The sequence below is a fragment of the Flavobacterium aeripolare genome, from assembly GCF_013294025.1.
GTDB lineage: Bacteria > Bacteroidota > Bacteroidia > Flavobacteriales > Flavobacteriaceae > Flavobacterium.
In genome coordinates, this window is sequence record NZ_JABSNL010000012.1 from 67,390 (window position 1) to 87,397 (window position 20,008).

Annotated in this window: 15 protein-coding genes; 7 read left to right on the plus strand and 8 right to left on the minus strand. The window is 34.9% G+C overall.

The features are described from left to right. Positions 1-5 precede the first annotated feature (5 nt). From HNQ00_RS13790 to HNQ00_RS13800, 3 genes are read right to left on the minus strand one after another with little or no spacing between them, the layout of a single operon-like run. Positions 6-350, minus strand: a complete 345-nt coding sequence (locus HNQ00_RS13790) for a HopJ type III effector protein (RefSeq protein ID WP_173839083.1) — start codon at positions 348-350, stop codon at positions 6-8. 7 nt (positions 351-357) lie between these two features. Then, positions 358-1,080, minus strand: coding sequence for a 16S rRNA (cytidine(1402)-2'-O)-methyltransferase (gene rsmI, locus HNQ00_RS13795; protein WP_173839084.1), 723 nt, complete (start codon positions 1,078-1,080; stop codon positions 358-360). 54 nt (positions 1,081-1,134) lie between these two features. Continuing rightward, entirely contained in the window at positions 1,135-2,463 is a 1,329-nt protein-coding gene (locus HNQ00_RS13800) for a hypothetical protein (protein WP_173839085.1), read from the minus strand. Between the two features lie 241 nt (positions 2,464-2,704). Here HNQ00_RS13800 and HNQ00_RS13805 point away from each other — a divergent pair, with 241 nt between their 5' ends. The 3 genes from HNQ00_RS13805 to HNQ00_RS13815 all read left to right on the plus strand — a co-directional run bounded on the left by HNQ00_RS13805 (position 2,705) and on the right by HNQ00_RS13815 (position 4,583). Next, entirely contained in the window at positions 2,705-3,340 is a 636-nt protein-coding gene (locus HNQ00_RS13805; protein WP_173839086.1) for a thymidine kinase, read from the plus strand. A gap of 692 nt (positions 3,341-4,032) precedes the next feature. Next, the gene (locus HNQ00_RS13810) at positions 4,033-4,275 is read left to right on the plus strand and encodes a hypothetical protein (RefSeq protein ID WP_173839087.1); all 243 of its coding nucleotides are present in this window, start codon (positions 4,033-4,035) and stop codon (positions 4,273-4,275) included. After that, positions 4,266-4,583: a type II toxin-antitoxin system RelE/ParE family toxin gene (locus HNQ00_RS13815; RefSeq protein WP_173839088.1), complete on the plus strand. Its 318-nt coding sequence runs from the start codon at positions 4,266-4,268 to the stop codon at positions 4,581-4,583. Before HNQ00_RS13810 ends, HNQ00_RS13815 begins: the two co-directional genes overlap by 10 nt. A gap of 47 nt (positions 4,584-4,630) precedes the next feature. On the opposite strand, the gene rpoN is transcribed toward HNQ00_RS13815, so the two are convergent. Together rpoN and asnS are read right to left on the minus strand one after the other, a co-directional pair. Then, on the minus strand, positions 4,631-6,094 hold the full coding sequence (gene rpoN / locus HNQ00_RS13820; RefSeq protein WP_173839089.1) for an RNA polymerase factor sigma-54: 1,464 nt from the start codon (positions 6,092-6,094) through the stop codon (positions 4,631-4,633). 91 nt (positions 6,095-6,185) lie between these two features. Further along, the gene (gene asnS, locus HNQ00_RS13825; protein ID WP_173839090.1) at positions 6,186-7,622 is read right to left on the minus strand and encodes an asparagine--tRNA ligase; all 1,437 of its coding nucleotides are present in this window, start codon (positions 7,620-7,622) and stop codon (positions 6,186-6,188) included. A gap of 625 nt (positions 7,623-8,247) precedes the next feature. Here asnS and HNQ00_RS13830 point away from each other — a divergent pair. From HNQ00_RS13830 to HNQ00_RS13840, 3 genes are all read left to right on the plus strand, one after another. Further along, a complete protein-coding gene (locus HNQ00_RS13830) occupies positions 8,248-8,706 on the plus strand; it encodes an RNA methyltransferase (protein ID WP_173839091.1) in 459 nt (152 codons plus the stop codon). Positions 8,707-8,737: 31 nt separating this feature from the next. Beyond that, entirely contained in the window at positions 8,738-9,517 is a 780-nt protein-coding gene (locus tag HNQ00_RS13835) for a TlpA family protein disulfide reductase (RefSeq protein WP_173839092.1), read from the plus strand. Between the two features lie 162 nt (positions 9,518-9,679). Beyond that, a complete protein-coding gene (locus HNQ00_RS13840; RefSeq protein WP_173839093.1) occupies positions 9,680-11,146 on the plus strand; it encodes a hypothetical protein in 1,467 nt (488 codons plus the stop codon). 115 nt (positions 11,147-11,261) lie between these two features. Here HNQ00_RS13840 and HNQ00_RS13845 read toward each other — a convergent pair whose 3' ends face one another. Both HNQ00_RS13845 and HNQ00_RS13850 read right to left on the minus strand, forming a co-directional pair. Continuing rightward, positions 11,262-12,089, minus strand: a complete 828-nt coding sequence (locus HNQ00_RS13845) for a mechanosensitive ion channel family protein (RefSeq protein WP_173839094.1) — start codon at positions 12,087-12,089, stop codon at positions 11,262-11,264. A 251-nt stretch (positions 12,090-12,340) separates the two neighbouring features. Further along, on the minus strand, positions 12,341-14,755 hold the full coding sequence (locus HNQ00_RS13850) for an efflux RND transporter permease subunit (protein ID WP_173839095.1): 2,415 nt from the start codon (positions 14,753-14,755) through the stop codon (positions 12,341-12,343). 203 nt (positions 14,756-14,958) lie between these two features. On the opposite strand from HNQ00_RS13850, the gene HNQ00_RS13855 reads away from it, so the two are divergent. After that, on the plus strand, positions 14,959-17,235 hold the full coding sequence (locus HNQ00_RS13855) for a cation:proton antiporter domain-containing protein (RefSeq protein ID WP_173839096.1): 2,277 nt from the start codon (positions 14,959-14,961) through the stop codon (positions 17,233-17,235). A gap of 186 nt (positions 17,236-17,421) precedes the next feature. On the opposite strand, the gene HNQ00_RS13860 is transcribed toward HNQ00_RS13855, so the two are convergent. Continuing rightward, the gene (locus tag HNQ00_RS13860) at positions 17,422-19,920 is read right to left on the minus strand and encodes a DUF5686 family protein (protein WP_173839097.1); all 2,499 of its coding nucleotides are present in this window, start codon (positions 19,918-19,920) and stop codon (positions 17,422-17,424) included. Positions 19,921-20,008: the final 88 nt, after the last annotated feature.

Sequence of the window (20,008 nt, forward strand, 5' to 3'; positions counted from 1 at the left end):
ATGTCTTATTTCAATTGTAAAGCATCGCCTTCAAATGCGATTCCGTCCCAACCATGAACCATAAAATTACGGATGTTCTGGTGGTCTGTTCCTTCCGGGTTTTTCAAAACGTCTTCAGTATAGTACGTACCAAAACAACTTAAAGTTTCTTCTGGAGCAAGTTGTTGCGCTTTCGCGAAAGCAAAAATCTTGCAAGAACCGGAGTTTTCACCAGCAGCATTTTGTTGGTTCCCATTTTTAAAAGCGGTAGGAGTAAAAATATAATTATCTTCAATTACAGCAATAGTGTCTGTAAATGCTAGTGTTGTTGGGTTTTCTTTTAAGGTAGAAAGGAATGTAGTTAATGTCATGATGTATTTATTCTTTATTATCTTCTTTAGAAAATTTACTTTTCTTGGCTTCTTTTACAAATGGTTTTCCGGCAACCACCACTACGATTTCGCCACGAGGAGCTGTTTTTTCGAAATGTGTTAAGACTTCGCGAGTAGTTCCTCTTACATTTTCCTCATGCAATTTAGAGAGCTCTCTTGAAACACATATTTGTCGGTCTTCGCCAAAGTAAGTGACAAATTCGACTAATGTTTTTACCAATTTATGTGGTGAAACATATAAAATCATGGTGCGAGATTCTTCCGCTAACTCTAGATAACGTGTTTGGCGTCCTTTTTTCTCAGGTAAGAAACCTTCAAATACAAATTTGTCATTAGGCAAACCGCTATTTACTAATGCAGGTACAAATGCTGTAGCGCCAGGTAGACATTCTACAGTGATACCATTTTCGACACAAGCGCGAGTCAATAAAAAACCAGGATCAGAGATGGCAGGTGTTCCCGCATCAGAGATCAAAGCGATGTTTTCTCCGGCTTGCAAACGAGCAATTAGATTCTCCACCGTTTTATGTTCGTTATGCATGTGGTGGCTGTGCATGTGCGTGCCTATCTCAAAATGTTTCAACAGTTTTCCGCTGGTACGGGTGTCTTCTGCGAGAATCAAATCGACTTCTTTGAGGATTCTAATCGCTCTAAAAGTCATGTCTTCGAGATTACCAATAGGCGTAGGAACAATATATAATTTTGACATAATAGTATTTACAAGTAATTTAATAGGCTGCGGTGACCAAGGAACAATGCTGTATTACAAGAATTTTTTCTCGATAATATCAATAAAACGCTCTGCATAATCGTCTTTACCTTTCCAGTCGTTGTAATCAGGTTTCACCATTTCTTCGATAAAGTTACGTGTTTCATAAAAGTTATCAAAGGTAATTAGTTGATTTAGAACACGGTTGTAATCTTCTTCGCTGTTTCCGAATAAGTGTTTTACAAAAGCAATTCGATCATTTAAGTCAATATCGATTCCTTTTGAGAATTTATCATTCAATGACAAGTTCTTAGCAAGTGGTGTTGCCATTTCTTCTGACTTTTCGAAAATAGCTGGAGGAGTGTCTGCTAGTTCGTTTACAGCATGCTCTCTACTTATAGTTCTAGGAAGTTCTGGAATAACACTTTCAACTTCAGTTTTTTCTTCGATAGGATCAAAAATAGGTTCAGGAGCTAATGGCGCAACATCTTCCACTTTTACAAATTGTGGTTCGCCATAGTTCAAGCCTAATAAATCTTCAAATGAAATTTGCACTGCCTCAATACGAGCAGGTTCATCTATTACTGGAGGGTTACTAAAGTTAGGGGTAAAGGAAAAAGGAGTTGCTTCTTTTATTTCCTCTTTTACTGGTTCTTCAGTAGCTTCGATAGCTTCTTCTGTTTCAATTTCGTCTTCTACTTCTTTTATTTCTTCAAAGTCGTCTTGTTTGGTTTCGTCTTGTTTGGTTTCGTCTTCTTCAAGAATTTCATCTTCTTCAATATACTCGTCGCTCTCATTTTCGATTGCGTTACGCTCTTCATCTTCCTCTTCTGAAACCAGAATTTCCTCTGTAGGTGTTTCTGCAGCTAGTTCTTCTACATGTTCAGAAACTTCTTGCTCTTCTTTAATATCTGCTTCAAAACCAGGGTTTACTTCTGCGTTATCAGTAGTGTTTTCCTCTTCGTCAGTTTCGTCGATTTCATCTTCGACAGGAGCTTCTTCAATTTCTCGTTCAGGAATAACTGCGGGTTCTTCTTCAATTTCAGTTTCTTCCTCTGGCGATTCAATCACTTCTGTTTCTTCAACGGTCTCAATTTCTGCTGGAGTCTCGTCTTGATGAAGGTTTGCCTCATTCATTTCGATTGCTGTTTCCACAGGCAACTCTTCTTCTTTATCATAGAAACGCTCCATATCCTCAAGAACTGCAGCTTGCCCTATTGTAGGTTTCACATCACCATAATGCGCGTCAATAAAACGTAAAACAGATAGTTTCTCGTATAATTTTTGACTCTCTAAATACAATTGATTGATATCAGATTTGTTTTTAAGTTGTAGAATTCTGTGAGCAATGCTAATTAAATCAGCTTCCAGTCTTTTTTTCATAACCTTTGTATTATTGAAATTATGGCGTGTTTTGTTTTTTTGAATATGTAGCTTAAATTCTTACTTTTGATTCACAAGATGTTAGACAGCCTATTTAATTTTTTAAATAAGTTGCCGTGAATCCCTGAATTGATAAAATTTTTCTACTTTTGAGACAGTGTAAAAGTATAAAATCTTAAGCCGAATTATTACAATACAAAGTAATAAAATCTATTCATTTTTTAAGTTAGAAAAATATAAAATGTTTCTCGAAAATACAGTAAATCATAAAGAGCAGTTTGGTTGGATCGAAGTCATCTGCGGTTCGATGTTTTCGGGTAAAACCGAAGAATTAATACGTCGTCTTAAAAGAGCGCAATTTGCTAAACAGAAGGTAGAGATTTTTAAACCTGAAGTAGATACACGTTACCATGACGAAATGGTAGTATCTCATGATGCTAACGAAATTAGATCAACTCCGGTTCCAGCCGCGGCTAATATTGCAATTCTAGCACAAGGGTGTGATGTAGTAGGAATTGATGAAGCACAATTTTTTGATGACGAAATCGTACGAGTTTGCAATGACCTTGCCAATCAAGGTATTCGTGTTATCGTAGCTGGTTTAGATATGGATTTTAAAGGAAACCCCTTCGGACCCATGCCTGCACTAATGGCTACAGCCGAATATGTTACTAAAGTGCACGCAGTATGCACGCGAACAGGAAATTTGGCGAACTACAGTTTTAGAAAAACCGATAACGATAAATTAGTGATGCTAGGTGAAACAGAAGAGTATGAGCCGCTAAGTAGAGCTGCTTATTATCATGCAATGCGTGAGGTCCTCTCCCCAGCCCTCTCCAAAGGAGAGGGAGACAATACGAAAAAGGATTCTATATAACTCAAAACCCTTTCTGATGCTCAGAAAGGGTTTTTTGATTTTAACACGAAATTGTTTTGATCTATTTGCGAATTTTAATTGTCGGATATCAAAAACAAGTAGAATATTGTTCAATTTGATTTTGGTCACATCGAGCGGAGTCGAGATGTAATAGTGGTTCTCGACTCCGCTCAAACTGACAATAGGGCTGTTTTTATTTAAGATTGGTAAAATTCGCTTAGCTAGTCTTTGTGAAGGTTGCTTATTTCAGTATAATTCAAAACCCTTTCTGATGCTCAGAAAGGTTTTTTTGATTTTAACACGAAGTTATTTTGATCTATTTGCGAATTTTGATCGTCGAATATCAAAAAACAAGTAGAATATTGTCCAACTTAATTTTTGTCACATCGAGCGGAGTCGAGATGCAATAGTGGTTCTCGACTCCGCTCGAACTGACAATTGGACTGTTTTGTAATTAGGATTGGTAAAATTCGCTTAGCTAGTCTTTGTGAAGGTTTCTTAATTCAGTATAATTCAAAACCCTTTCTGATGCTCACAAGGTTTTTTTGTTTTATAACTAGGAGGTTATTTTGATCTATTTGTGATTTACTCCAAAGTCAATTTGAATCCCTAAATGATTATATCTCACTTTTAGAAGCACTTACATCTTAAGGTGATTTTAATTTTGTAACTTTGATTTAAAATTAATTGGAATGGATTTACAAAGTCGAAAAATATCGTTTGTTCAGGAATTTCTTTCTATTGAAAGTGAGGAGCTTATTTCTCGATTTGAAAACTTGCTGAAAAATAAAAATACTGCTTTTAAATATACAGAACTAAATTCGATGACTATTTCAGAATTAAATAGAAGGATAGATCTATCAGAAGAAGATTCCAATAAGGGAAAGCTGACTGAGATGGAGGACTTTTTGGATGAAATAGAAAAATGGAATTAAAAGTTTATTGGACAGACTTTGCTAAAATAGAACTTCAGCTCATTTATGAATTTCTTAAAACTAATGCTACTATACTCGTTGCAAAAAATACAATTAATGATATAACTAACGAAGTCAAATTACTCAGCAATCATCCTTATTTAGGCAAGGTTGAGGATTTACTGTTAGATAGATCTAGAGTGTTCAGGGTTTTAATTAGTAAGGATTATAAAGTTATTTATTGGATCAACACAAATAAAAATCAAATAGAAATTTGGGATGTGTTCAATTGCAAACAAAACCCCGTTAAAATAAAAAGGACCAAATAATATAATTTATTTAGTCCTTTTTTTGTGTTCAATAAAAATCGTCATTCTTAAATCTTCTTCCTCATTCTAGCTACTGGAATATCGAGTTGTTCTCTATATTTAGCAATGGTTCTTCTAGCAATAGGATATCCTTTTTCCTTTAATAATTCAGCTAGCTGATCATCTGGATGAGGTTTTTTCTTGTCTTCTTCTTCGATTATATTTTGCAATATCTTCTTGATTTCGAGTGTAGAAACATCTTCACCTTGATCGTTCTTCATCGCTTCAGAGAAAAATTCCTTGATTAATTTGGTTCCGTAAGGTGTTTCTACATACTTACTGTTAGCAACCCTAGAAATAGTCGAAATATCTAATCCTACCATATCTGCAATGTCTTTTAAGATCATTGGTTTTAATTTGGTTTCGTCTCCTTCTAGAAAATACTCTTCTTGATAATGCATGATGGCATTCATGGTAACAAACAACGTCTCTTGACGCTGGCGTATCGCATCAATAAACCACTTAGCCGAGTCTAATTTTTGCTTGATAAACTGTACGGCATCTTTTTGCGCTCCAGATTTATCTGTAGATTCTTTATAGGTTTGCATCATTTCTTGATAGTCTTTTGAGACGTGCAAGCTTGGTGCATTTCTTCCGTTTAGGGTAAGTTCTAGTTCTCCTTCTACTATTCGAATAGCAAAATCAGGGACTACATTTTCGGTAACTTTATTGTTTCCAGTAAAGGCGCCACCAGGCTTAGGATTCAAGCGTTCGATTTCGTTGATTGCTTTCTTCAATTGCTCGTTAGAGACACCGTATTTCTGTAATAATTTCTCGTAATGCTTTTTTGTGAAGGCATCAAATTGGTTTTCGATAATATCAGTAGCCAAGTCGATATATTCTGATGGTGTTTTATGCTTTAATTGCAATAGCAAACATTCCTGCAAGTCGCGAGCACCTACACCTGATGGTTCGAGTTCGTGAATGACATGCAGCATTCTTTCGACCATTTCCTCATCAGTATAGATTGCTTGTGTAAAAGCCATGTCATCAACAATATCAGGAATACTACGACGTATGTAGCCCATGTCGTCAATACTTCCAACCAAGAATTCTGCAATTTCTCGCTCCTGGTCATCGATGATAAACGTATTCAATTGATTGATTAAATCTTGATGAAAACTAATAGGCGAAGCTAGCGGTGACTCGCGTTCTTCATCATCATCACTGTAATTATTAGCTTGTGTTTTATAATCTGGAGAATCATCATCACTTAAATACTCGTCGATATTGATGTCATCAGCTTCAATTCTCTCTGAATCTGTGTCTTCATAATCGTCATAATCGTCGTTTTCAAAATCATCATTCTCATAATCATCTTCTTTCCCGGTTTCTAGAGCTGGGTTTTCGTTCATTTCTTCCAGTAAACGTTGCTCAAAAGCTTGCGTAGGCAATTGAATTAACTTCATCAGCTGGATTTGCTGTGGAGATAATTTCTGTGATAATTTTAAATTTAAGAATTGCTTTAGCATTTATTTTTTTGTTGTTTTTGTTTAATGTTTCAAGTTTCAGGTTGTTGACCTCCAAACTTGAAACGTTAAACCTGAAACTTGAAACATTTTTTTAAAACTCCGCATTCATTGGCGTTCTTGGAAAAGGAATTACGTCACGTATGTTTGTCATTCCAGTTACAAAAAGTACCAATCTCTCAAATCCTAGTCCGAAACCAGAGTGAACCGCTGATCCAAATCTACGGGTGTCTAAATACCACCACAATTCTTCTTCGTCAATTCCTAAGGCTTTCATTTTTTCGACCAAAACATCAAAACGTTCCTCTCTTTGGGAACCACCTACAATTTCTCCAATTCCAGGGAATAAGATATCCATTGCACGAACTGTTTTTCCGTCTTCGTTCAAGCGCATGTAAAACGCTTTGATATTTGCTGGGTAATCAAACAAGATTACCGGACATTTAAAGTGTTTTTCCACCAAGTAACGCTCGTGTTCTGATTGTAAGTCAGCTCCCCATTCGTTAATGATGTAGTTGAATTTTTTCTTTTTATTTGGTGTACAATCTCTCAAAATGTCAATTGCCTCTGTGTATGAAACACGTTTAAAGTTGTTGTCTAAAACAAAATTCAATTTGTCAAGCAAAGCCATTTCGCTTCTCTCTGCTTGTGGTTTTGACTTTTCTTCGTCTAACAAACGACCTTCTAAGAATTTTAAATCCTCAGGACATTTCTCAAGCGTATATTTTATCACGTACTGAATAAAATCTTCAGCAAGATCCATATTATCATTCAAATCATTAAAAGCAACCTCTGGCTCAATCATCCAGAATTCTGCCAGATGACGCGAAGTATTTGAGTTTTCTGCTCTAAACGTAGGTCCGAAAGTATAAATCTGTCCCAAAGCCATCGCAAAAGTCTCTCCTTCTAGTTGTCCTGAAACCGTTAAGTTCGTTTCCTTACCAAAGAAATCTTCTTTATAATCTACTTTTCCATCTTCTTTTCTAGGTGTCCCGTCAAATGGTAAAGCCGTAACTTTAAACATTTCACCAGCACCCTCAGCGTCAGATCCCGTGATGATAGGTGTGTTTACATACACAAAACCTTTCTCTTGAAAATAACTATGCACCGCGTAAGATAGTACTGAACGCACACGCATAATTGCTCCAAACATATTCGTACGCACACGTAAATGTGCATTTTCACGCAAGAAGTCAAGACTAGGTTTGTTCTTAGGTTGTATCGGGAATTTCTCCGCATCCGAATCTCCAAGAATCTCTAATTGAGCCACCTGAATTTCAAATTTTTGTCCCGCACCTTTACTCTCTACAAGACTTCCAGTGACAGATATCGCAGCACCAGTAGTGATTCTCTTCAAAATCTCATCAGGAGTATTCTCAAAATCTACAACACATTGAATGTTATTAATGGTAGAACCATCGTTCAAAGCAATAAATTGATTATTTCTAAAAGTTCTCACCCATCCTTTTGCATTTACTTCTTGAAGCGTCGTGGTGCTGTTTAGTAAGTCTTTAACTTTTGTATGTCTCATTTTATGTGTAGCGTTGATTTTATATTTGTCTCATGTTCTAACTGCAAATATAATTCATTTGTTTTAATTGTCATTGCAGTAAATAAGCAATCAAGACATACAATGTTGTTTTTTTGGAGCTATTTCCAGCTATCCGCTCTATCTTTTACTTTTTTAAAGAAAAAACAAGAAGGATTTCCATTGCTATCGGGGCTAGGCAGTAGTGGAATTATGAGTTTCTAAGAATAATCAAATCTGATAATTATTACTCAATAAGTAATAAGTAGCTCCGCACAGTTTGTCACGCTGAAAGCGTCTCAAGAAAGTAACGTAATGCTGCAGAGACGCTTTTAGCGAGACAAGATTGAGTTTGATAAATGGGTCAACTACTTATAAGTATTACACTAGATACAGTTTGTCACGCTGAAAGCGTCTCATGAAAGTAGTGCAAAGATGCAGAGACGCTTTCAGCGAGACAAGTTTGGGTTTGACAAAAGGGTAAATTAATTCTCTACAATCCTGCAAACACAGTTTGTTACGCTGAAAGCGTCTCACGAAAGTAACGCAACGATGCAGAGTCACTTTCAGCAAAACTATTCAAACTAATAAACTTGACAAACTAGCCAACAGTTTGTATTTTTGCGGTATGAATGATAATTTTATAACCGAGTATTTCGGGATAGGCATACAAAACGGAAAAACTCCTGAAAATTTGGGGGTGCTATGGCGCACGGCTCAAAACTTAGGTGCTAGCTATATTTTTACGATTGGGAACCGCTATGCGAAGCAGTCTAGTGATACACACAATGCGGTAAAATCCATTCCGTATTTTCATTATGATACCTTTGAAGATTTCTATAAAAATCTGCCCAAAGGTGCTCGTTTAGTAGGGGTAGAGCTTGATGATACAGCGGTAAATTTAGAAACCTTTGAACATCCGCGACGTTGTGTCTATCTTTTAGGTGCTGAGGATAACGGACTTTCGAAAAAAGCGATCGAAAAATGCCATTATTTGGTTAAATTTAAGTCTGAGAAAAGCTTGAATGTTTCTGTTGCAGGAAGTATTGTGCTCTACGATCGCGGACTCAATAAACCTAGATCTTAAATATAAATTAGGTTTTCAATATGTGCTAGCCATGAAAAAACAATTGTATACGTTGACCTTATTACTTGCTTTTGGCTCTTGCATGGCGCAAACTAAATTTTGGAAACCGGCTGTAAATCCTTCCGAAGTTCAAAAAACGTATTTGGGTTGGAACAACTATCAAAAATCGCACATCATGCTTTCAACTGATTTTGTGGCCTTAGATGCAAAATCAAACCCAATTACTAAAGCAGCTTTTCTACAGGAATTAACCAGCGGAAACTATATCCCCGTTGCTTTAGAATCTGACAAGGCAGCATTGTATTACCAGCTTTTTAAAATTGAACCTACATCAGATACGAGTATAAAGGCTTCGATTGCTGAAACGGCATTCAATGAAATTCAAAACTATAAAAAAGAAGGCGAACCATTTCCTGCATTTTCATTCCATGATTTAGAGGGTAATTTAATTACTAATGAAACTCTAAAAGGGAAGATTGTTGTTATAAAATGTTGGTACATTCATTGTGCAGCCTGTCTCAAAGAATTTCCAGAAGTCAATCAATTAGTAGCTAACTATAAAGATAGAACGGACATTTTTTTTATAAGTTTAGCCGAAGATACCCCCGAACAGTTAGCGCCATTTTTAGTTAGAAAACCACTCTCATATGCTGTTGTTCCTGATATGAAAACCTATATGAATTTGACACTGCAACTCAATGCATTCCCCACCCATTATATTATTAATAAGGAAGGAATTATTGTCAAAGTACTTTCTGACAGTCATAGTTTAGAAGTGGCTCTTAAAAAAGAGAGTTTAATAGAGAAATAACGTAGTTAAAAACTTATTATTTAAAATAATAGCTTTTCTTTGAATAGTAATTTTAATAGGTAGCTTATAATTATGATGAAGCTTTTGCAAAATCATTTATAGTTCGTAATTATCTTTATGAAATAAGTCAAATTAGTATAATCAATTCAAAAAAATAAAAAAATGAGAAAAGCGATTTTTGCAGCCGTAGCTGTATTAATTAGTTTGAGTGCGTTTGCACAAAAACTTAAAGTAGAGGATGGCGAAATAAAACTTGACGACAAAACGGTGGCGTTAATTGAGGGTAAGAAACCGCTATTTAAAATCTCCACTCTTGATAAGAGCTATACAGTAGATGTTGAGTTGAAATATCTAGCAGATTCTGGTTTTGGTAAGAGATGGATGGTTGTAAAGAGTGTAGCATCGGGTAAAACAAATGAAGTAGATTACAAGAAATTTAGTCCTCAAAATCAGGAGAAAAGTGCTGTTCAAGCTTTTTTAGATCAAAATTTTCTAACAGTAGCGGGTTTGGATGCTGCAGTAATAGAAACTTATATCAATGGAGAATCAACGGGTGTTTCTAAAAAAATCATGAATGAGCAGGACGAAATTGCTAAAGAAAAAGCATACTTGGATAGTTTTCAAGTAAATATTGATGATGCAGGTACGATCTATAGTTTAATCGCTAAAAATGCTGATCCTAAAGATAAAAGAATTGGTTATGTGAAAATGGTTTCACCATCACCTAATGGAGAATTATCGTATGAAATTAGAGATTTAGATAATTTTTTAGTTGCAATCTGGTATGCAAAAAATGGGAGCCAGCCAGGTTATAATCAAACTTTTAGTGAAGAAGTAGTAACCTTTGATAAAAAAGTTATACCTGCAAAGTTTGATAGGAGCGGGAACCCAATAGGGTATAAAATGAGCAAAGACAAGACGCCAATTAATATTGTAAAAGCACTAGTAACTAATGGTTATGTTTTACAGCATCAGGGCGCTGCGAAGATCCAGGAAATGACTGAAGAGAGAGTCGTAGCCTATGAAAATAAAATTACCGATGAAAGAAACGCATCAAAAAACATTTACGAGAAAAATGGTTATGTTATTGATGAAAAAGGAGAGAAAAGAAAAGGGCCAATTACAGCTGAATTTGAAGGGATAAAAGCAGAAACATCGAGCGGAATTGCAGACATGACTGCGTATGGTAAAACAGTGATTTTAAAGTACACCAATGAAAAAGGACGCAACAAACTTGAGGTGTTTAAGTCTAAGAATAATATCCGTTTTTGTATCGATAATGATGGGAAAGAAGAATGTTATTTAGGGTTAAAAACGATAGGGAATACCATGGCAGCTGCTGGAAGTATTAATTCACTAAGTTTAGATTTCTCTAGCTTTTATAAAGTATTATTTGAAAATGAAGGTTATATGGTCTTAGTTGATCCACTAGAACCTTCAGATTTTATTATAAAAATACCTTCGCAAGAGAAAGGACTGTATACTAACAAATCTAGTGCAGATAAATTGAAAAAGAATGCTACTTCCTATTTAGAATGTGATTCATTTGTTTTCGAAAATTATGATTTTAAATCTCTTGAAGGATTAACAAAAGTAGTAGAGGATTACAAAAGTAGTTGTGCTAAATAATTGGTGTCACTAATATTACAATAAAAAAGAGGCTATTTAGAATTTGTTCTAAATAGCCTCTTTTTACGTTTATAAAATAATCTACAAAATTTAATTTGTCTGTATTATTTATTATTTACTGTTTTTGAACGTGAACATCCATTTGTGGAAACGGAATATTCAAGTTGTAATCTGGGAATCGTGTATATACTTTTTCGTTCATTTCAAAGAATACAGCCCAATAGTCAGCACTGTCCACCCAACATCTAATTGCAAAATTCACCGAGCTATCTGCTAATTCAGATAGTCCTAAAAAAGGAGCGGGATCTTTTAAAATTCGAGTGTCTTCAGAGATAAATTGGTTGATTGCTGTTTTAAAGTTTTCGACATCATCACCGTAAGCGATTCCGAAGGTCCAATCTACTCTACGTAATGGCTCAGCAGAATAATTGATTAAGGCACCTGTAGAAAGCGGCCCATTAGGAATTATAACTAGCTTTTTATCAGGAGTATTTAATAATGTTGAAAATATATTAATCTCTTTCACAGTTCCAGAAAATCCTTGTGCTTCAATAAAATCACCAATCTTAAATGGTTTCAATATTAATATTACGACACCTCCAGCAAAGTTTTGAAGTGTTCCAGAAAGAGCTAAACCTACTGCTAAACCTGCGGCTCCTATAATGGCTACAAACGAGGTCATTTCGATACCTATCATTCCCATCACTGTTATCGCTAATAATGCCTTCAACACAATATTAGTGATGCTTTTCAAGAAGGGAACTAGCGATTGATCTACTGATGATTTTGTCAATGATTTTCCCACGGTCTTAGTGATGAACTTAATCACCCATAAACCCACAAATAAAACTAAAATACCTCCTATTAATTTAGGCGCATATTCGATTGCAAAATTGATTATTCTATTTAAGTAATCGTCTACTACTAGAACTTCTTTTTTCATATTTTTTAATTTAATTTTCTACTCATGAGGCTTTTCGATTTCGCCTTGTTTTTTATAGTGGTTGCCTTACTCCACGCTAACTTTATAAAAATAAAAAACAGCTAATTAAAGCTGCTTTTACTATTCTATACATGATATAATCAAAGGTACAGCTTTATTAAGAGAATCCAAAAGCAACGCTGATACACGGTTTAAAAAATCCCGTGTTGTGAAAACGGGATTTATAATTACGCTCTATTTTAACTACGGATTTAAAGCAGTTTTTGAGAATCGTTTTCCTCGTTATCATGCTGTAAAATATCAATCTTTGGTTCGATAAATTCTTGCTTGTTAGCTAATGATTTATTTAAAGTCAATACTAAACAAGGCAACAACATTAAATTTGATAACATACCAAAGGCAAGGGTTATTGCGATTAATCCACCTAAGGCTACGGTACCTCCAAAATCGGATAACATGAAGACAGAAAACCCTGCAAACAATACTACCGAAGTGTAGAACATACTAATACCTGATTCTCTAATGGTTGCAAAAACAGATTTTTTAATCTTCCAGTTATTGTGCGTTAATTCTTGACGGTACTGTGCTAAGAAGTGAATGGTATCATCGACTGATAAACCAAAGGCAATACTAAAAACTAATATGGTAGAAGGTTTTAGAGGTATGCCAAAGTACCCCATTAAACCAGCAGTAATCATTAAAGGGAGCAAGTTAGGTATTAACGAAACAACGACCATTTTAAAAGAACGAAACATGAATACCATTAATAACGAAATCAATAATACAGCAAATAATAACGAACTCACTAAGTTGTCTAGTAGGTATTGTGTTCCTTTTTCAAATACTAAAGCTTTTCCGGTCATCACTACATTGTAACGGTCTTTAGGGAAAACCTTATTAGCCTTAGCCCATAACTTGTCTTCGATTTTAGCCATGTTTCCAGTCCCAATGTCGCGCATGAAAGTAGTAATACGAGCTACTTGTCCCGTACTATCTACATAGCTTTTCATGATGTTATTTTTGCTATTCTTTGTTGCATTCTTTGCGTAACTTAGAATAAAACTTTGCTCCTGAGAAGTAGGTAGTTCGTAATATTCGGGATTGCCATTATAATAGGCTTGTTTCGAATATTTAACCAAATTCAAGATCGAAATAGGTTTTGATAATTCAGGAATTTCTTCAATGGTTTCTTGAAATTCGTCCATTTTTCTTAATGTAGACAATTTCATTACCCCTTTTTTTCTTTTAGTGTCCACTGTAATTTCTAATGGCATAATGCCTTCAAATTCATTTTCGAAAAAAACAATATCTTTATAAAAACCAGTATTTTTAGGCATGTCTTCAATTAAACTACCTGAAGTTTTAATTTTTAGCGCACCCATGATACTTACTAGAAATAGAAAGATAGCCACAACATACACATAACGTCTGTTGTATTTTACTGTTTTTTCGATCCAAGCAATAAAAACACGGGTGTAATTTCTATTCAAGTGTTCTAGATGTTTTGCTTTTGGAACTGGCTGGTAACTGTAATAAATAGGAATTACAATTAGGCATAAAAAAAATAGCGCTATAATACTTAACGAAGAGATGATACCAAATTCTTTCAATAGCTCACTGCTTGTGATAATGAAAGTAGCAAAACCTGCTGCTGTAGTTAAATTGGTCATCAAAGTAGCGGTTCCTACTTTTGTAATTACACGTTGCAATGCCTTTGCTTTATTCCCGTGTGCACTGTATTCTTGCTGGTATTTATTAGTCAAGAAAATACAGTTAGGTATCCCAATGACAATTACCAGTGTAGGGACTAATGCGGTTAATACAGTAATTTGATAATGGAACAATCCTAAAAGTCCAAAAGTCCACATGACACCAACTACCACGATTAAAATAGCAATTAAAGTTGCTCTAAAAGATCTAAAAAAGAAGAAAAATATTAGTGAAGTTAATAGCAATGAAGCGCCTATAAACAAACTTATTTCGTTTACAATGCTCATTGCATTCAGGGTACGTATGTATGGCATTCCAGAAACTCTCAAATCGATTCCAGTTTCTTTTTCAAAGGCTTCGATTTTAGGAATAAAATCATTTACTATGTAATCTTTACGATGCGCTGTGTTTACGATTTTCTTATCAAGATAAATAGCCGATCGAATGCTTCCGTTTTTTTTGTTAAAAAGCAGCCCTTCATAGAACGGCATATTTTCAAATAAATCCTTTTTAATTCTTTGTAGGTAATTTTTATCAGCAGTTTTTTGAACATCTACAAAGGGTAATAATTCAAATGTTTGTAAGGAATCATTTTTTTTCAATTGCTTTAAATCATTAATAGACACAACAAGATCAACTTCTTTTTGAGCTTTGATCTGTGTCATTAATTTGTTCCAAGCAGCAAATGCTTTTGGTGTAAAGAAAGCATCGTCTTTAACGCCTACAACGATGAGGTTTCCTTCCTCTCCAAATTTGTCTAAAAATGCATTGTATTCTTTATTGACATTATTGTCATCAGGAAGTAGGTTTGCTTCTGTAAAAGAAAACTGAATGTTCTTCCACTGCAAACCTAGAAAAATGGTGATTAATGCTATAATACAAAGTATCGCTAATCTGTTTTTAAGTACGATACGGGCGATAAACTCCCAAAATCCTACTTTTAATATCTTTTTCATAGAAATTTAAAAATGGATGCAAATGTAGTAAATACGAGCGCAAAAGCCTTAGGATATCCTTTTTATTTTAGAGTTGAAGGCGTCGTTAAATTGCCGTTTTTTAGGTGGTTTTTAGGCTGTTAAAAATAATTCTAGAGCGTGTAAAACGTATTGTAGAATTTCACATCTTTGTGTGATTTTTGTAACCTAGATCATCGCATAAAATGGATTTAAAAAAATATAAAAACAGCTTGTTCTATGTTGGTGTAACAGGAGGATTTAGCGCATTAATTTATTGGATCGTAAAAAAGGGTAAGGCACTTGAAAATGTAAATGGCATGGCTGTTTCAAATTCGAATCAAAACTCTTGGTATGACTTTATCGATTCGATGCAGCATAACTTTAAAGATCCATTAGCGATATTACTAGCACAAATTGTGACCATAATTCTAGTGGCTCGTTTATTTGGGTGGATATTTAAAAAAATAGGGCAACCCACCGTTATAGGAGAAATCATTGCAGGTATCGTCTTGGGGCCATCCTTAGTAGGAATGTACTTTCCAGAATTTTCAGCAGCATTGTTCCCGGTAGAATCTTTAGGTAACTTAAAATTTTTGAGTCAAATAGGTCTTATTCTTTTCATGTTTGTTATTGGGATGGAATTAGATATTAAAGTGCTTAAAAATAAAGCGAGTGAAGCCGTTGTAATTAGTCACGCCAGTATTGTGTTTCCGTTTGCATTAGGAATAGGACTCTCTTATTTTGTTTACAATAAATTTGCTCCTGCTGGAGTAGAGTTTTTATCTTTTAGTTTGTTCATGGGGATTGCAATGAGTATTACTGCTTTTCCAGTATTAGCGCGCATTGTTCAAGAACGTGGTATTCATAAAACAAAGTTGGGAGCGATTGTAATTACCTGTGCTGCCGCAGATGATATTACAGCTTGGTGCTTGCTAGCAGTGGTTATTGCTATTGTAAAAGCAGGGGATTTTGTGGGTTCGCTTTATGTGATTTCGCTTGCGGTAGTCTACGTATTGGCCATGATTTTTATAGTAAAACCGTTTTTAAAACGCATAGGGGATTTATATGGTTCAAAAGACAGCATAGGGAAACCCGTGATGGCAATATTCTTCTTGTTTTTAATTTTATCCTCTTATGCCACTGAGGTGATTGGTATTCATGCGCTTTTTGGTGCTTTTATGATGGGAGCGATCATGCCTGATGTAACTAAATTCAGAATGATTTTTATCGAAAAAGTAGAGGATGTGGCCGTGATATTACTGCTGCCTTTATTCTTTGTATTTACAGGTTTAAAAACAGAAGTAGGCTTAATAAACGACAGTTACTTAATGAAAGTAACCGGAGCAATTATTCTTGTTGCTGTAGTGGGAAAATTTTTAGGAAGTGCCATTGCTGCTCGTTTTGTGGGTCAAAACTGGAAGGACAGTTTAACTATAGGTGCCTTAATGAATACTAGAGGCTTGATGGAATTAATTGTTTTAAACATTGGTTTAGAATTAAAAGTTTTAACACCCGAAGTATTTACTATGATGGTAATCATGGCCTTAGTGACTACTTTTATGACGGGGCCCGCGCTAGACCTTATCGATTTTCTGTTTAAAGGTAAAAATGAAGACGAGACAGTAGAAGAAATTCAAGATAATAAATACCGCATATTAGTTTCTTTTGGAAACAACGAAAAAGGGAAGGCACTCTTGCGACTAGCTAATAGTTTGACTAAAAAGCAAAAAGCAAGTTCTAGCATCACGGCACTACATTTATCTGTGAGTGACGAGTTGCACGCTTTTAATGCTAGGGAAGAGGAGAAGGATAGTTTCGAACCCATATTTGAAGAGTCTGAGCAGCTGAATGTTAAAATTGATACGATATTCAAAGTCACTAATGACATTGAAACTGAAATCGCCGATGTTGCAAATCAAGGGGAATATGACTTATTGTTAGTAGGTTTAGGTAAATCAATATTTCAGGGAACTATTCTAGGAAAACTGATTGGGTTTACTACTCGAATAATAAATCCAGATCGTTTAATTGATAAATTTACCGGGAAAGAAGGCTTGTTTGAGAATTCGCCTTTTGACGAAAGAACAAGACAAATAGTAGCAAAAACCAAACTGCCGTTAGGGATTTTAATTGATAACGAATTCCAAAATAATGATCAGGTTTTTATTCCAATATACAAATCAGAAGATGCGTTTTTAATTGATTATGCTCAAAAATTAATCAACAATAACAATTCTAAAATCGTAATCTTAGATATTAATAATCACGTGCAAAACAACTTTGTTTTACAAAGTGCTGTTGCTTCACTTGAGGCACAACATGAAAATAATATAGCCGTAGTAAAAGGAAAAGAAGTACTGCCTACTTTTCTAGAGCAGCAAGATTTAATGCTTATAAGTCTGGAGAGTTGGAAAACATTATTAGATTCTGATACAGACTGGTTGATTAATGTTCCTTCTGTTTTAATTATTAAACCATAAAAGGGTTTCAATTTTACTCGTTTAAAACCATAGGACAATCGTTTAATTGGTCACTAATTATAAAGGGTAAGCAGATTTGATAGATTTTCAGGAAACGATCATTAGTGATCTACTGCATTCTTCATAATCTGCTTGTCTCTTTCTTTTTCATAGTGCTAAGATTAGTTAGTCATTTGCATAACTATTTTACAGTCCTAATTTTAAAACAAAACTTAGTTTGATGGCTAAGTTGTCTTCAAACTTAGGTAATTGATTGGGACCGTAGCGGTAAAATGCGCTTAGTCCTAAGCCGTTAAAAATTTGGTTCAGTTCAATTCCTGATTCAAAATAACCATCATTTAAAGTTTTATAATTGATCCCTGTGTGTTGCTCTGGTTTTTGTAAATCTCCCCATCCCATTCGTGATACTAATACAAGTGCAGGTTTTACTTTTCGAATAATCTTTACACGATTAAAACTATGTTTAAACTGAAAGTAAACAAACTCACTCGAGAAGAACTCGTTAAAGAACATGGTTTCAAAACTATTTTTTGAAGCAAATGTTATGCGCTGGATCACACTTTCTTTAGTGATATTGTTAGGTGAAGTATTGTATAAATGCGTTAAAGGAACATCTCCATTGCTATACCCTCCTTCAAAAAGCAAGTTGGTTTTTTGACCATTTAAATACTTCTTTTCAAACTCTGTTTTAAATTCTATTTTGCTAAAATCAAAATCATTGTTCAGGACGTTTGCTAATGACTTAGTATATTGTAAGGTAAACTTAGGAAATCTTTTCTCAGATTCTTTTCGACCGTCTGGTGTTTGCATGTAATCACTAAACGGACTCCATTGCAACGAAATCATAGCAGTGGTCATGTGGTATTGCGAATAACTTTTTCCGTTTAAAAGGTATTGGTAGTTAAATTTAGGTTCGATAACCGATTGATCGAGCGTCAGGATCGCCTCCGTTTTTGGAATTAATTTGGTTTCTAGATACGTTTTCCAACTTACATAATTATAGAAAGTACTAATATTGATGGGTCTAGGATCGTATAATTTGAATGGTTTTTTCTCTACCGCATACGAAGTACTGGCAATTTCTTTTACATCATCGGTATAAGCAAATCCAAACCAGGAGTTAGAAGCTCTGTCTACCTGAGCAGCAGCTCCTATGTTGTATTTAAAGTCGTTGTCTTTTGTTCCATAGGCAATGTGACCACTAATTCTAAAGTCTTTAAGAAAACGCTCATTTGTGGTACCACCAAAACCCAAGCGGAAACCTTCATAATTATTGTAGCTAAAAAGTTTTCTTAAGTCCATGTCAAAAAAACCAAGCGGCAAGTATCCGTTGATCACTTTACGACCAATGCGCAAACGGCTTGCAATATTTCGCTTAATCGCAATGCTGTCTAGTGCTAAGTAGGTTCGTTGCCCTCTTACATCCAGACTGTCTGTGCGGTAGTCCTGCCAGAAAGATTCTTGTCTATGCGTTGCAGCATCATTTAAATCGACAGCTATAAAATCGCGATTAAAATCCGTAGGAATGTTGTATTTGATGTCAAAATTTGTGCTTTCAGAGTAAAGGTAACTATAGTCTGACGCGGTTCTTTTTCTAGCTTTGAAATTTTCGGCAACATCACCATCAAATTGGATTGTTCCTCCTAGAATCTTGATATCATCATCATTTTTACCTTTAATAATTTTAAACGTTTTACTGCTGGGAAACCATAGCTTTTCTTGCGCAACATAATTAAATTCATGTGTCCCACTAATGTCTAAAACGCCTTTTATACGCATCACCGCTTTTGCAATAGCATAACTTTCTTGATCTACATATATAACGCCTTCCAAACCTTTTGATTTGCTTTTTTTCTTATTTTTAAAATAGATCATAATCGTGTTGCGATTGTTTATAGCAACCGTGTCCATAATTTTATAATTGTAGTCTAGGAGTGCATCATCTGCAATGGGGCTTTTATATTTTGTTTCAAACAATTCATAATTTGAATCATAAATAGAGAACGATTGTAAGTCAAATGCCAGTACCTCATAGATAGGATGCTTAAAACCTGCCATTTTTGTGCCCAAGATTGACTCTTTTAAAGTCTTGTTATTGTACTGATATTGCGATACTTTTTCTGTTTGAAATAAGTGGTGCTTGCTCACCATTTCCTTAATTTTGTAACTTGAAGAATCTATTTTTTTAAATTTTCTACCCTTTCTTCTTTCGATAAAAACCGAATCGATACTACTAGAAATTGAATCGGCTGCGGCACTAACAATTAGTTTGTTATACGATTTGAAAGTGAAAGATTTAAGCTTCTCTTGTGGATTGTTACTCTTTTTAGAGGCAATTGCTTTGTTGATAATTGCTAGAGCCGGATTTACATTAGGGGCTAGAACATACTTAGCTATATCTTGCTTTGGATAAAGGAAAATAGCGTAGTAATTCACGTTTTTTACTAATTTGACCGTATTTTTAAAGTAGCCTTGATACGATATAGTAACAGCTGACAGCGGTTTTTGTGAGGCAATATCAAATCTTCCATCAACATCAGTCACAGAGTTTATGCCTTCGGCTGTACTGATACTAGCATAGGATAGAGGCTTGTTAGTGATTGATTCTCTGACCGTTCCGCTAATGTGAAATTGCGCCTGTATAGAAAGCGTTAAAAAAAAGAACAATAAGCACAATTGCTTCATATAGCGTTTTATTTCAAAAGGATAGTTCCGTCATTTGTTGCAGCAAAAATAATAATAAAAAATCCGTTCTGATAGCAATATACAGAAC